This window comes from Janthinobacterium sp. ROICE36, assembly GCF_002869965.1.
Classification (GTDB): domain Bacteria; phylum Pseudomonadota; class Gammaproteobacteria; order Burkholderiales; family Burkholderiaceae_D; genus Janthinobacterium.
In genome coordinates this window covers 29,862-43,205 of sequence record NZ_PEBS01000020.1, presented here as the reverse complement: position 1 = coordinate 43,205, position 13,344 = coordinate 29,862, and the positions used below count along the sequence as shown (strand labels likewise).

The window sequence follows — 13,344 nt, the reverse complement described above, 5'->3', positions numbered from 1 at the left end:
CGCCTTAGAAGGAATAAACCAGGGTCAGCGAGGTCTGTGTATCGGTGTTCTTCTTGTCGTCGGGCACGCGCGTGTCGTTGCGGGCGCTGAAGGCTGCCTTCATCTGCATGGTGCCGTTGATCTTCGTGCTGAGGGATGTCTCGGCGATGGAGTGGGTGTTCGACGTGCCACGTTCCACGCTGAGCGTCTGCGTAAACATCGCCGACTGGCTGATCTTCCACTTCATGGCGGCCGCGCCGCGCACCGTCAGGCCGTGTTCCGATTCTCCCGTGTCGTTGGTGCCGCTGAAATAGCCAGGACCGATTTCCACGTCGACGCTCTTGTCGCTGGACTGGTACCAGCGCGTGCCATGACCGACGGCCAGGGTCGAGTACTTGGTATAGGCGCCGAACTTGTCGTTGACGTGCGAGGCCAGCACGAACAGCTTCTCATTGTCCGCCATCAGCTTGTAGGCGGCCTTGGCGGAGGCGGAAAAGCGCTCGGCCGAGCGCTCGCGCACTTTCTTGCCGTCGTCATTGGTCGTTTCGTCTTCCTTGAAGTAACCACTGAAGATGTACTGGTTGCTCCAGTCATCGAGTTCCTGGCGCGCGTCGATCTTGCCCGTCACCGAGGTGCCGACCGTGTTGCCCGAGGTGGTGATGGCGCCCAGTTCGGCGGAAGTGCTCCAGCTACCGATGGGGATTTCATCGAATAACAGGCTTTGCTTGGTGTCTTTGGCGGCAGCGCCGCCGCCGGTGATGGCCAGGGCCAGCGCCAGTGCGAGAGTAGGGGTCGATTTCATGGCTGTATTTGTCTGTGGCGCGCGCCAGGCGTGCCTGCTGTTCGTTAGTGGCAGTGGTGGCTATGCAGGCCGCAGCAATCCGGGCGGCGCCGGAACATGCGCGCGCAGGCGCGGCTAAACGCGCGGCTAAACATTGTCGAGGCCGTATTGTACCCGAGCCTGTCATCGTTTGCCGCACGCGACGGGGCTGGCAAGTGGCGCGCGCCTGGCGTATGCTGCGCATGTTTGCTGCCCCGATCTTTACAAGGAATTCCCCGTGCGCTGCCTGGTCATTGAAGACGAAGCCGAAACTTCCCGTTATATCTGTGCCGGCCTGCGCGAAGTGGGCCACGACGTCACCGCCTGCGACAATGGCATCGACGGCATGCGCCTGGCCTGCGGCGAAGACTGGGATGCGCTGGTGCTCGACCGCCTGCTGCCCGGCGAGATCGACGGCCTGGCTATCGTCGCACGCCTGCGCGGCATGGGCCGCAACACGCCCGTGCTGGTGCTGTCGGCCCTGTCCAGCGTCGACGAGCGCGTGCGCGGCCTGCGCAGCGGCGGTGACGATTACCTGTCGAAACCGTTCGCCATCGCCGAACTGCTGGCGCGCATCGAGGCGCTGCTGCGGCGCGCCGCGCCCGTGCCCGAATCGACGCAGCTGCAGGTGGCCGACCTGGTGCTCGACATGCGCACCATGCGCGTGACCCGCGCCAATCGGCAAATCGCCCTGCAGCCGCGCGAATTTCGCCTGCTGGAATACCTGATGCGCCACCAGGGCCAGTCCGTCACGCGCGCCATGCTGCTCGAAGCCGTGTGGGACTACCATTTCGACCCGCAGACGAACGTCATCGACGTGCAGGTGAGCCGCTTGCGCACCAAGGTGGACAAGGAATTTTCGCCGCCACTGATACACACGGTGCGCGGCGTCGGCTACACCCTGGGCGTGCTCGATGGTGCGTAACTGGCACCGTTCCATTGCGGCCCGCCTGGCGCTCGGCTATGGCGTGCTGGTGGTCGTCTCGATCAGCATCGTCTGCGCCGTATTCTATTTCGGCACCATCGGCGTGCTTGACCGCAGCGTGGACCGCAAGCTGATTTTGCTCTCGGAGCGCCTTGCCGTGCTGTACGAGCAAGGAGGCAGCAGCCGCATGACGGCGGAAATCGCCCATCTGCTCACCGACCGCACCGACAGCGACACGGAGATTTTTTTGCTGGTGGACGCCGATGGCCGCCGCGTGGCCGGTAATCTGTCGTCCTGGCCCGATGCGGGCAGCCCCGTGGGCCGGTTGCTGCACCGCGACGTCACGCGCGAAGGGCGCAGGGTGCCCGCGCGCATGCTGATCCGCGACCTGGCGGGCGGTGCGCGCCTGTTCGTCGGACGCGACATGGAAGAGGGCAAGTCCATCCGCAGCCTGGTGCTGCGTTCGCTGGCGTATGGTGGCGGCGTGGCCATCTTGCTGGTGGTGGCGGGTGCCTGGCTGTTCCGCCGTCAGCTCGAGGCGCGCATCGGGAAAATCCGCCGCACGGCGGGGGAAATCGAGGCGGGAGACCTGAGCCGGCGCATCCCTGTCGCCAGCGAGGATGAATTCGGCTTGCTGAGCCGCGACATCAACCGCATGCTCGACCGCATCGAACACCTGATGGAAGGCGTGCGCCACGTGTCGAACGCCATTGCGCACGACTTGCGCACGCCGTTGGCGCGCATCCGCAACAAGCTCGATGGCGCCTTGCGCCAGCAGCAGGGCGTGGCGGGTTTTGAGAGCGCGGCGCAGGCAGCCATCGACGACATCGACGACTTGACGCGCGTGTTCGACAAACTGCTGCAGATCGCGGCGGCCGAATCGGGCATGCGTCCCGAGAATTTCGATGACATCGACCTGCAGCAGATCGGCGCCGACATCGTGGAAATGTATGAAGCGACGGCCGACGAGCAGGGCGTGCTGCTGGTGCAGATGTATGGCGACAGCGTGCCGGCGCGCGGCGACCGCAACCTGCTGGGCAGCGCGCTGGCCAGCCTGGTCGACAACGCCATCAAGTATGCGGGCCCGGGCGCCACGGTGGAAGTGTCGGCCGGCAGCGATGCGCTGGGCAGCTGGCTGGCCGTGCGCGACAACGGCCCCGGCGTGCCCAGGGAAGAATTGCCGAAGCTGACGCAGCGTTTTTACCGGCTCGACAAGAGCCGCCATCTGCCCGGCAATGGCCTGGGTCTGTCCATCGTGGCGGCCATCGCGGCCCTGCATGGCGGTAGCCTGGAGATCGAGGATGCGGCGCCGGGCTTGCGGCTGCGATTGCGGCTGCCGGGCTAGTGTGGCCGAGCGGCACATTACCAAGTTGTAACCCCCTTCGTTTTCATCTCCCCCTATCATCCGCTCTACCCGTCACAGGCGGCTGCGCACGCGCAGTCGCCTGTGACGGGCTGTTTGCGGCCGTCGCCGCGTCCCCTTCATCCAGACCCGTCGTAGAGCCGTTCGCATGCATATTTTTACCGCCATTGGCGACAACGCCGCGCTGCAACAGGCGCCACTGCGCCAGCATGGCCACCTCCTCAAGGCCGCCCTGGGCGCGCTGGTCTTTCCCGTGCAGCGCGCGCGCTGGCAAGCCTTCATTGCCGGCACGCCAGGCCTGGCGGCGCTGGCGCAAGCCCATCCCAGCCTGCTGTACAAAATCTACCGACCCTACGCCAGCCGCGGTTTCGGCTGCGCGGCGCGCGTGGAGCTGCTGCGTGGCCATTACCGCTTCCTGTGGCAGGCAGGCGCGCGGCCGCTGGTGGAATACGCTGCCCGGCGCGCGCTGGTGCTGGCCACCATCGAGGGCAAGGATGGCGCCACTTACCGCTTGCAGCTGACCGCCATCCACGACAGCCATCGCGAAGGGGACCTGTGCCTGCGCCTGACGCGCGACGGCATCTCGCTGTACCTGGCCAGTTTCCTGTTCCGGCCGCAGCCTGGCGGGAGTGCCATCCAGCTGGGCGCCTTGCAGGGTTTGCGCTCGTCCGCCGGCGCGCAGGCGGTGAAAGAGGCGACGCGGGCGCTGCACGGCTGCCGGCCAAAAAACCTGATGGTGGCCGCCTTGCGCGACCTGGGCGACTTGTTCGGCTGCGTCCATCTTGACCTCGTCAGCAACGCCAACCGCATCGCGCTGAACTGGCGCCGGCGCCGCCACATTTCCTGCGACTACGACCAGGCGTGGCAGGAACTGCATGCACTGCCCACCAGCGATGGCAATTACCGCCTGCCATGCGGTCCGTGCCGGATGCCGGACCTGGAACAGGTGGCGTCGAAAAAACGCGCCGACGCTCGCCGCCGCGGCGCCATGCTGGTTCAGCTGGCGGCGGACATGCGCTGGCAAGTGGCTTCCCTGTTGCAGCCGCAATGAAAACAGCAGGCGGCATTTTTTGACCTGCGCGGCTTTTTTGCCGGGCGACCCGGCGCAAGCGGCGTGATCGGCGTATACTTGTCGGCGTTCTCAACCCGAAGCCAGTCACCCCATGCCAGCACAATTCCCCACTTCGCGTATGCGCCGCCTGCGCGCGACTCCGCAACTGCGCGAGCTGTTTCGCGAGACCGAGATTAATCCGCGCGACCTGGTCCTGCCGATCTTCGTCGACGAAGGGTCCAGCGATTTCATCGACATCACGTCCATGCCTGGCGTGCGCCGCATTCCCGAAGCGAAGCTGGCGCAGGAAGTCGAACGCTTTGCGCGCGCCGGTTTGCGCTCCGTCATGACCTTCGGCATTTCGCACCACAAAGACAGCCACGGCACGGACACCCTGAACCCGGACGGCCTGGTGGCGCGCATGTCGCGCATCATCAAGGACGCCGTGCCGGAAATGGTGGTCATGTCCGACACCTGCTTCTGCGAGTACACGGACCACGGCCATTGCGGCATCCTGCATGGCGACACTGTCGATAACGACAGCACGGTGCTGAACCTAGGCAAGCAGGCCGTCATCGTCGCCCAGGCGGGCGCCGACATCATCGCGCCATCGGCCGCCATGGATGGCCAGGTGGCGGCGATCCGCAGCGCGCTCGACGCGGCCGGTTTCCATGACACGCCCGTGATGGCGTATTCCACCAAGTTTGCCTCGGGCCTGTATGGCCCGTTCCGCGACGCGGCCGGCAGCACCCTGAAGGGCGACCGCAAGACCTACCAGATGGACCCGATGAACCGCCGCGAAGCGATCCGCGAGTCCTTGATCGACGAAGCCGAAGGCGCGGACGCGTTGATGGTGAAACCGGCCGGTGCCTACCTGGACATCATCCGCGACCTGCGCGAAGTGACGCGTCTGCCGATCGGCGCCTACCAGGTCAGCGGCGAGTACGCGATGATCAAGTTCGCCGCGCAGGCGGGCGCCATCGACGAGCGCCGCGTGGTGCAGGAAACCCTGGGCGCCATCAAGCGCGCGGGCGCGGACATGATCTTTACGTATTTCGCGATGGATGTGCTGAATAATCCGTATTAAACATTGCCGTCAAGTTGGTGCTTATTTTCACCCTGAAAGCAAGAGCCGGGGTCAGACCTGCCGGAACTCGGCGTCCCCGTCTGACCCCGGAATTTGCCGTTGGGTTTTATTTATTTATCCATGCCCCTGAAAATCTCCCGCATCCTGCACGCCGGCTATGTCTTCGAATGCGAAGGCACGGCCATCGCCTTCGACCCCATCGTCGAAAACCCGTTCAGCCGCAATTGCCACGCGTTCCCGTCCGCGCATTTCGACCTCGATGCCGTGCGCCGGCTGCGCTGGGATGCCGTCTTCATCTCGCACTTCCACGATGACCACTGCTCGCTCGACAGCCTCGATGTGCTCGACCGCGCCACGCCCATCTACCTGTACTGCGTCTTCGACGAACTGTTCGCCATGCTGCGCGCGCTGGGTTTTGCCGCCGTCGAGCGGCTGCACGTCGACGTGCCCGTGCGGGTGGGCGCCATCGAGGTGATCCCGCGCCGGGCGCTGGACGACGATGTCGACTCGCTGTTCCAGGTGCGCGCCGCCGGCCTGAACGTGTTGAACGTGGTCGATTCCTGGATCGGCCCCGAGACCCTGGCGCAGCTGGCTGCGTTTGCGCCCTGGGACATGGTCTTGTGGCCGTTCCAGACGATGCGCGAGATCGCCGTCATCGCGCCGTCGCAAGCGCTGCCTGGCCAAGTCGAACTTCCCGACGACTGGGTGCCGCAGCTGCGCGCGCTGGCGCCCCGTTACATCGTGCCCAGCTCTTGCCAGTTCGTGCAGGAAGACTGGTCCTGGTATAACCATGCGATGTTCCCGATTAGCTACCGCCAGTTTGCGCAGGAGATCGGCGCCGCGCTGCCGGATGCGCACATTTTCCGCCTCGACCCGTCGACGTCCGTGCTGCTCGATGCGCAGAGCTTGACGCCGGCCGCGCCGCTGCCCTGGGTCATCCCCGTGGGGCCGCAGGACGTCGATTTCGACTACCGCCCCGACGCGCCGCCGCCCGCCACGGCCGACATCGCCCGCCGTTTCGCGCCCTTGAATGCCGATGACACGGCGCTGGTGTTCGATTTTTGCCAGCATGGCTTGCTCGAGCGCTACCGCGACATGGAGCTGTCCGAAGACAGCTACTTCCAGGCCCCGCGCCTGTGGCGATTGTCGCTGTATGGCCATGACGGCGCGGCCACCATCCTGCATTACCGCATGCATGGCGATTTGATCGACCTGGTGCCTGACACTGGCGAGGCGCCGGGCTGGACGACGGAAGTGCCGCTGGTGAAGTGCCATGCGGCGCTGGCGCTCGGTGAATCGCTGACGTCGATGTACATGCGCATCAATGATGGCCCTTTCGACGCGGCCACGCGGACCGAACTGGAAGAGGCCGACATCGTCGACGACCCCTTGATCCGCTGCCTGTTCAACGACGCTATCGGCGCCTACCAGGCGGCGCAGCTGAAACGCTTGCTGGCCCGCTGAAGAAAACGCCGCGACAGGGTAAGATAAGGTTCTCAGATCAAGGAATGAACAACATGACACAAAACAAGGAAATCGCGATCCTGGCCGGCGGCTGCTTTTGGGGCGTGCAAGACTTGCTGCGCCGCTATCCGGGCGTGATCGCCACGCGCGTCGGTTACAGCGGTGGCGACGTGGCCAACGCCACCTATCGCAACCATGGCACGCATGCGGAAGCGATCGAGATCATCTTCGACCCGACCACCATCAGCTACCGCAAGATCCTGGAATTCTTTTTCCAGATCCACGACCCCAGCACGGAAGACCGCCAGGGCAACGACCGCGGCACGAGCTACCGCTCGGCCATCTTTTATACCAGCGACGAGCAAAAACGGGTGGCCGAAGACACCATCCGCGACGTCGATGCCTGCGGCCTGTGGCCCGGCAAGGTGGTGACGGAAGTGGCGCCGGCCGGCCCGTTCTGGGAAGCGGAAGCGGAGCACCAGGATTATCTGCAACGCTTGCCGCACGGCTACACTTGCCACTACATCCGGCCGGACTGGGTCTTGCCGCAACGTACGCAGTAAACAGGCAGCGGGCAGCGGAGGCGGGATGCGCTATTGGCAGGTGGATCGGCGGCAGGCGGAAGGCCAGCTGGAGCTGGGGCGCGCCCTCGACCTGGTGGCCGCCATCGGCCACGCAGAGGTGTACGCTATGGCGGGCGCCATCCTGTATCGCTGACAGCGACGCGCGTCATTGCTATGCGCTCGACGCCAAGCAGAGCGTCATCGCGTCCGCCATCGTGCTGCACCAGCAAGCCAGCGATGGAATCCATTAACAGCGCAACAGCGCGCCTATAAACGCCCGGGTATTGCCAGCCAGCGTCAATTGTTTGCGCTATGTCTAAGCCCGCATGCTGCATAAATGCTAGCGCGCCCGGCATCCCGGCAGCGCATAAAAATGCTGAAATTCAAGGCAATAATGTGAGCATATTGATTTGAAAATAGGGGCTATGCTGGCGGCAGAGTGATGATGCGCTGAACCGCCATCAGCAAGGCTGATAGCCAGTGCCTGTCGCCGCGCGCGATCTCCCTATTCATGGCTCAGGAATCATTCCCCGAAGGAGTCCATTGTGTCCTCGTCTGAACTGAATGCGGTAGAACACGTCTATCTGATCGCCGGCAATCTCGGCCTGCCCGGCGCGCCCATCCTGAATCTGGCCCTGTTTTACCATCCCGACGACGGCAGCGTCAGCGGCGAAGCGCTGATCACGCAGTCGATTGCGCCGGCGCATGGCCGCGTGGTGATCCGTCCCGTCAGCGGCCCCGTGCACGGCCTGGGCCTGGGCAATGCCACGCGCGTCTTCAGCCTGAGTGGCGAATACGTGGTGTCCGTGCCGCCACCGGCCTTCGGCAGCTACCTGGCAAGTTTGAAGCGACCTTTGTGACCGACAACCACTGGACTGGCCACGGCTCCTTCAGCTATGGCAACCAGAAGATCGACAACGTGCCCATCAAGAAACGCGGCTAGGCCCGCTGCCTGGTTCTTTTGGCCGATGGCTGTCCCCAAAATGGGAACAGCCATCGGCGTAGTCGTCTGCATACTGTGTTGCAAGCCGGAGCATCCGGCAACTCTTACCCAAAAAATCAACAAGGGGAGAGTGACACCTTATGGTGACATGCATGACCATCGCCCAAGCGGCTACCCCCGCCATTTTCGCCACTACTGCGCCCATCCTCGACGCGGCCACCGTCTAGCTGCAACAGCAGGTGCTGGCGGAAATGCTGTCGCCCACCGTGCTGAAATTCGGCATCGCCCAGCTCGGACCGCTTGCAGGAACGCCGCTGGCATATCGTCTGGCCCATGCTGCTGTCGGCTGCTGTCGGCCGCTGGCAAACGCGGGTGACGAGCGTGCAGCGGCGCGCCGACGGCGGGCACGGTCTTGCCGGAATGTCCGCTGCTGCGGCAAGACGGCGCGCAGCAAGCGGGGTATATTACTGATCTGGCGCTACGCGACATTTTGCCGTTGAGTACCGTGGCGATCGCCCGCAGCGGGGCGCAAGGGTGCGCCTGGGACCACACGGTGCAGCTATGCTCGCTGTTTGATGCCCGGCCCGCCACGTTTTACCTCGTGCTGGGTCGCTGGTGGCGGCCGGCATCGCCCAATCAAAGTAGCAAGGAGATAACATGACCGACATCGAACTCGATAATTTATATACCGAACTGTGCCACACCATGGGTAGCCTGGGCGGGCAGCGCGCGCCGCTGTTCCTGGCCCGCTTTGCCTTGCTGTCCATGGGCGCCATCGGCCAGGCCGGCGTGGTGCGGGGCTTGCTGCGCGACGCTGCCGACGACCTGGCGGTGAGCGCATGATAGGCGCCGGCTACCAAAGCGGCTTTGGCAACGAATTTGCCACGGAAGCCGTGCCCGGCGCCTTGCCGCACGGGCAAAACTCGCCGCAACAGGCGCCCCTGGGCCTGTATGCGGAGCAATTGTCGGGCACGGCCTTCACGGCGCCGCGCGCGCAGAACCGGCGTTCCTGGCTGTACCGCATCCGCCCCGCCAGCCAGCATCCGCCGTTTACCTTGTTGACAAATACCCGCATCGTCAGCGATTTTCACGCCATGCCCCCCACGCCGCCGAACCAGCTGCGCTGGGACCCGCTGCCGCTGCCCGACAGCGGCACGCCGGTCGACTTCATCGACGGCTGGCAGACGATGGCAGGCAATGGCAGCGCCGAAGCGATGAGCGGCTGCGCCATCCACGTGTATGTGGCCAACCGTGCCATGCAGCGTTTCTTTTACTCGGCCGATGGCGAGCTGCTGGTCGTGCCGCAAGAGGGCAGGCTGGCGATTGCCACGGAACTGGGCCTGGTCGAGCTGGAACCGCAGGAAATCGGCGTCATCCCGCGCGGCGTGCGCTTCCGCGTGACCCTGCCGGACGGCAAGGCGCGCGGCTATGTGTGCGAAAATTTCGGTACGCCCTTCCGTTTGCCGGACATGGGACCCATAGGCTCGAACGGCCTGGCGCATGCCCGCGATTTTTTGACGCCACACGCGGCGTATGAAGATATCGATGGCGAGTGCGAACTGCTGGCCAAGTTCGGCGGTCATTTGTGGCGCACGACGCTCGACCATTCGCCGCTGGACGTGGTGGCCTGGCATGGTAATTACGCGCCATACAAATATGATTTGCGCCGTTTTAACACCATCGGGTCGATCAGCTACGACCATCCCGACCCGTCGATCTTCCTCGTGCTGCAAGCACCCAGCGAAAACCCGCTGTTTGGCGCCATCGACTTTGCCATCTTCCCGCCGCGCTGGCTGGCCGCCGAGCACACCTTCCGGCCGCCGTGGTTTCACCGCAATGTGGCCAGCGAATTCATGGGCCTGATCCACGGCGTATACGACGCCAAGGCGGCCGGTTTCGTGCCGGGCGGCGCCAGCCTGCACAACTGCATGTCCGGCCACGGTCCCGATGCGCAGACGTTCGAGAAAGCGTCGCACAGCGACACGTCCGCGCCAGTGAAGGTGGACGACACCATGGCGTTCATGTTCGAGACGCGCACCATCCTCAAGCCCACGCCGTTTGCCCTGGACGGCGGCCTGCTGCAAAACGACTATTTCGAGTGCTGGCAAGGCTTGCGCAAGCATTTCGATCCGGAGCAGTGACAGGCACACGGTTCGGCTTACTCAGGTGGTCAGTGCGGCAGGCACACGCGCCCGACCAGCTTTACCACGTCATCGCCCGCATGCGCGCGCAGTTGCAGCAGCATCAGGGCCACGCCCAGCATCAGCGCGGCTGCGCAGAGTTTCTTGTGCATCGTCTTTCCTGTTTTGACGTTTGTTGGAGGTTTGCGGGCATATTATTGCCGAAATTCAGCGTGCGGACGGAGTAACTGGCAAGCGTGCTCTACAATTATGCATCTTGCGCATCCGCGCCATCTGAATTCTATGCATAGTATGTGAAGGGAATGACAAGCCTGTGACTTCCAAGCCGATCAAGATCGCCGCCACCGTCGTCGTGGCACTCGCCGCTGGGGCCGGCATTTACACGTTTACCCGTCCGGCCGCTACTGCCGCGCCCGGCGCCCCGGCTTCGGGCACCCCGGCCGCCGCGCCCCAATCCACCGTCGATACGGCCGCCGTGGCCGCCCAGTTCCGCGACTTGCTGGGCAATTTCCGCAAGATTATCATGCTGCTGGCCGACGAGCAAAGCTTGCCCGATGGCGCGCGCGACGAAGCGAGAAAAGTAGGGCAGGCGCTGTTCCATGAAAACCAGGAACGCATCGCCAAGCTCGATGCGGCGCTGGACCAGCTGACGGCGCCCACCAATCCGGGCCGCTTCGAGGCGCTCGACAGTCTGTTGACGTATATCGAATCCGACCCCGGCCTGTATGACGCGGACCGCCTGGCTTTCCGCGAATTGCTGCAAAGCATGCTGGCCGACGTGGCCAAGGATTCCTCCTTGCCGGCGATCAAGCTGCACAAGCGCATTTCGGAAGACCTCGATGCGCTGGGCGAGATCGAGCGCAATTACGAGAAGGAGATCCGGCAAATCTTCGGCAACCTGGGCCAGCGCGCCATCGAACTCAAGCGCGAGCGCTGGGACGATTACGTGGCGCAGCTGAAAAAGCGCTACAGCCGCGAACAGATCCTCAAGGAAAACGGCATCGTCGTGCCGTATGCATTGCCGCCGGCCGGTTCTGTTCCTGAAGCCAAGCCTGCGCCAAAGAAGGATGAGGCGGAAATCTTTGGCCTGGGCTTGCCGAAGAAAACCATCGTGCTGACCTTCGACGACGGCCCGCACCGCCGCTACACGGAAGAAATCAGCGCCATTTTGAAACAATATGGCGTGCCGGCTGTTTTCTTCAACGTAGGCCGCAACCTGGGGTCGCTCGACGCGGAAGGCCACGCCAAGCTCAATGCGGGCGCGGAAGTGAGCCGCAAGCTGATGAAGGAAGGTTATGCCGTGGGCAACCACAGTTTCAGCCACGCCCAGCTGTCGAAACAGACGGGCGACAAGCTGAAAGGCGAAATCCTCGGCACCGACACCTTGTTGAAAGCCATCAGCCCCGAGCGGGCCGCGCTGTTCCGCTTTCCGTATGGCGCACGCAATAGCGAAGGCATGGCCGCGCTGGCCGATGCGCATTTGAAATCCGTGATGTGGAATATCGATTCGCTGGACTGGGCCGACCCCGTGCCCAGCTCGATCACGAATCGCGTACTGGCCTCCGTCGACAAGGCGGGGCGCGGCATCATTTTGTTCCACGACATCCACGAACGCACGGTGAAAGCCTTGCCGGCCGTGCTAGACAAGCTGATCGCGGAAGGCTATCAATTCGCGGGCTGGGATGGTACCAGCTTCCAGGTGGCAAAAAGCACGGCGCCCGCGCCCGAGAAAGTGCCTGTCACCACGGGTTACGCCAATTCCTGGGCTGTGGTGATCGGCATCGACGATTACGCCAAGTGGCCTAAATTGCAATATGCAGTGCGCGATGCGCAGGGCATCCGCGAAACCCTGATCGAAAAATTTGCGTTTGCGCCCGAGCGCGTCGTGACCCTGAAAAATGGCGAAGCCACGCGCAACAATATCCTGGCCGCTTTCCACGACAAGCTTGCCCATGGCGGCGTGCAAAAGAATGACCGCATCTTCGTCTTTTTTGCCGGTCACGGCGCCACGCGCAAGCTCAGTTCGGGGCGCGACCTGGGCTACATCGTGCCCGTCGACTCCGACCCGGCGCAGTTCGCCACGGATGCGATCCCGATGACGGAAATCCAGAATATCGCGGAAAGCCTGACAGCCAAGCACGCGTTCTTTGTGATGGATGCCTGCTACAGCGGCCTGGGCCTGACGCGCGGTGCCGGTTCCAGCTCCTTTTTGCGCGACAATGCCAAACGCATCGGCCGGCAAATGCTGACGGCCGGCGGCGGCGACCAGCTGGTCGCCGATGGCGGGCCAAACGGCCACTCCGTGTTTACCTGGACCCTGCTGCAGGGCCTGGCGGGCAAGGGCGACCTGAACGGCGATGGCTTGATCACGGCCACGGAACTGGCCGCCTACGTGGCGCCGGCCGTCGCCAGCGTATCGAACCAGACGCCCGCGTTTGGCAGCCTGCCGGGATCGGAAGGGGGCGATTTCGTCTTTGAATTGCCGGGCGAAACGGAATTCCTCAGCCCGAACACGACGCAGCTGTCGACGGAAGCGATCGCCCTGAACAGCAAGCTGGACGCCAAGCCGCAAGCGGCCAGCGTGACGGTGAAGGATTTGCAGGGCGGCGAACAGAAGATCGTCACGCCGGGCGCCGTGCCCACGTCCACGCGCCAGCTGGCGCAGCGGGCCAACGATCGTGGCTTGCAGCTGTACAAGGAGAAACAATATGCGGCGGCGGAAGCGCAATTTACGGAAGCGCTGAAATTGCGTCCCGACTTCGCACTGGCCGCCAACAACCTGGGCTTTGTCTTCTACAAGCAGGAAAAATACCGCGAAGCGGCGCGCTGGTTTGAAAACACGCTCAGGATGGACCCGTCGCGCGCCATCGCCTATTTGAACCTGGGCGATGCGTATGCCAAGGCCGGCGATGCCGCCAAGGCCAAGGCCGCATATAAAACCTATCTGGAACTGGCGCCGACGGCTTCGACGGCGCCGGCCGTGCGGCAAAAGATGGAGAAGCTGTAAG

General features: G+C 63.8%; 13 protein-coding genes. 11 read left to right on the top strand and 2 right to left on the bottom strand.

Annotation, left to right across the window (positions count from 1 at the left end; translation table 11 throughout):
• Window positions 1–4 precede the first annotated feature (4 nt).
• Window positions 5–781, bottom strand: a complete 777-nt coding sequence (locus tag CSZ94_RS10775) for a DUF481 domain-containing protein (protein WP_102121492.1) — start codon at window positions 779–781, stop codon at window positions 5–7.
• 256 nt (window positions 782–1,037) lie between these two features.
• Here CSZ94_RS10775 and CSZ94_RS10770 point away from each other — a divergent pair, with 256 nt between their 5' ends.
• The 10 genes from CSZ94_RS10770 to hmgA all read left to right on the top strand — a co-directional run bounded on the left by CSZ94_RS10770 (window position 1,038) and on the right by hmgA (window position 10,336).
• Entirely contained in the window at window positions 1,038–1,724 is a 687-nt protein-coding gene (locus CSZ94_RS10770) for a winged helix-turn-helix domain-containing protein (RefSeq protein WP_102121491.1), read from the top strand.
• Entirely contained in the window at window positions 1,714–3,069 is a 1,356-nt protein-coding gene (locus tag CSZ94_RS10765; RefSeq protein ID WP_102121490.1) for a sensor histidine kinase, read from the top strand. The genes CSZ94_RS10770 and CSZ94_RS10765 overlap by 11 nt, the downstream gene beginning before the upstream one ends.
• A 166-nt stretch (window positions 3,070–3,235) precedes the next feature.
• Window positions 3,236–4,138: a VirK/YbjX family protein gene (locus CSZ94_RS10760; protein WP_102121489.1), complete on the top strand. Its 903-nt coding sequence runs from the start codon at window positions 3,236–3,238 to the stop codon at window positions 4,136–4,138.
• Between the two features lie 112 nt (window positions 4,139–4,250).
• Window positions 4,251–5,225, top strand: coding sequence for a porphobilinogen synthase (hemB, locus tag CSZ94_RS10755; RefSeq protein WP_102121488.1), 975 nt, complete (start codon window positions 4,251–4,253; stop codon window positions 5,223–5,225).
• 120 nt (window positions 5,226–5,345) lie between these two features.
• Window positions 5,346–6,689 carry an MBL fold metallo-hydrolase gene (locus CSZ94_RS10750; protein WP_102121487.1) on the top strand — a complete coding sequence of 448 codons (1,344 nt, stop codon included), beginning with the start codon at window positions 5,346–5,348 and terminating at the stop codon, window positions 6,687–6,689.
• A 53-nt stretch (window positions 6,690–6,742) separates the two neighbouring features.
• Window positions 6,743–7,252, top strand: a complete 510-nt coding sequence (msrA, locus tag CSZ94_RS10745) for a peptide-methionine (S)-S-oxide reductase MsrA (protein ID WP_102121486.1) — start codon at window positions 6,743–6,745, stop codon at window positions 7,250–7,252.
• A 25-nt stretch (window positions 7,253–7,277) separates the two neighbouring features.
• On the top strand, window positions 7,278–7,406 hold the full coding sequence (locus CSZ94_RS28615; protein WP_258000912.1) for a hypothetical protein: 129 nt from the start codon (window positions 7,278–7,280) through the stop codon (window positions 7,404–7,406).
• A 391-nt stretch (window positions 7,407–7,797) separates the two neighbouring features.
• Window positions 7,798–8,112: a DUF1842 domain-containing protein gene (locus tag CSZ94_RS10740; protein WP_258000911.1), complete on the top strand. Its 315-nt coding sequence runs from the start codon at window positions 7,798–7,800 to the stop codon at window positions 8,110–8,112.
• A 740-nt stretch (window positions 8,113–8,852) separates the two neighbouring features.
• On the top strand, window positions 8,853–9,038 hold the full coding sequence (locus CSZ94_RS10735; protein WP_102121485.1) for a hypothetical protein: 186 nt from the start codon (window positions 8,853–8,855) through the stop codon (window positions 9,036–9,038).
• Window positions 9,035–10,336 carry a homogentisate 1,2-dioxygenase gene (gene hmgA, locus CSZ94_RS10730; protein ID WP_102121484.1) on the top strand — a complete coding sequence of 434 codons (1,302 nt, stop codon included), beginning with the start codon at window positions 9,035–9,037 and terminating at the stop codon, window positions 10,334–10,336. The genes CSZ94_RS10735 and hmgA overlap by 4 nt, the downstream gene beginning before the upstream one ends.
• Before the next feature lie 29 nt (window positions 10,337–10,365).
• Here hmgA and CSZ94_RS28610 read toward each other — a convergent pair whose 3' ends face one another.
• Complete coding sequence (locus tag CSZ94_RS28610) at window positions 10,366–10,488, bottom strand: hypothetical protein (protein ID WP_258000910.1); 123 nt, start codon at window positions 10,486–10,488, stop codon at window positions 10,366–10,368.
• A gap of 161 nt (window positions 10,489–10,649) precedes the next feature.
• Here CSZ94_RS28610 and CSZ94_RS10725 point away from each other — a divergent pair, with 161 nt between their 5' ends.
• Complete coding sequence (locus CSZ94_RS10725) at window positions 10,650–13,343, top strand: polysaccharide deacetylase family protein (RefSeq protein WP_102121483.1); 2,694 nt, start codon at window positions 10,650–10,652, stop codon at window positions 13,341–13,343.
• The last annotated feature ends 1 nt before the right edge of the window (window position 13,344 follow it).

What these genes read in the sequence shown, in the direction of transcription:
- CSZ94_RS10775 (WP_102121492.1), bottom strand. Translation starts at nt 781, where the DNA reads ATGAAATCGACCCCTACTCTCGCACTGGCGCTGGCCCTGGCCATCACC.
- CSZ94_RS10765 (WP_102121490.1), top strand. Translation starts at nt 1,714, where the DNA reads ATGGTGCGTAACTGGCACCGTTCCATTGCGGCCCGCCTGGCGCTCGGC.
- CSZ94_RS10760 (WP_102121489.1), top strand. Translation starts at nt 3,236, where the DNA reads ATGCATATTTTTACCGCCATTGGCGACAACGCCGCGCTGCAACAGGCG.
- hemB (WP_102121488.1), top strand. Translation starts at nt 4,251, where the DNA reads ATGCCAGCACAATTCCCCACTTCGCGTATGCGCCGCCTGCGCGCGACT.
- CSZ94_RS10750 (WP_102121487.1), top strand. Translation starts at nt 5,346, where the DNA reads ATGCCCCTGAAAATCTCCCGCATCCTGCACGCCGGCTATGTCTTCGAA.
- msrA (WP_102121486.1), top strand. Translation starts at nt 6,743, where the DNA reads ATGACACAAAACAAGGAAATCGCGATCCTGGCCGGCGGCTGCTTTTGG.
- CSZ94_RS28615 (WP_258000912.1), top strand. Translation starts at nt 7,278, where the DNA reads ATGCGCTATTGGCAGGTGGATCGGCGGCAGGCGGAAGGCCAGCTGGAG.
- CSZ94_RS10735 (WP_102121485.1), top strand. Translation starts at nt 8,853, where the DNA reads ATGACCGACATCGAACTCGATAATTTATATACCGAACTGTGCCACACC.
- hmgA (WP_102121484.1), top strand. Translation starts at nt 9,035, where the DNA reads ATGATAGGCGCCGGCTACCAAAGCGGCTTTGGCAACGAATTTGCCACG.
- CSZ94_RS28610 (WP_258000910.1), bottom strand. Translation starts at nt 10,488, where the DNA reads ATGCACAAGAAACTCTGCGCAGCCGCGCTGATGCTGGGCGTGGCCCTG.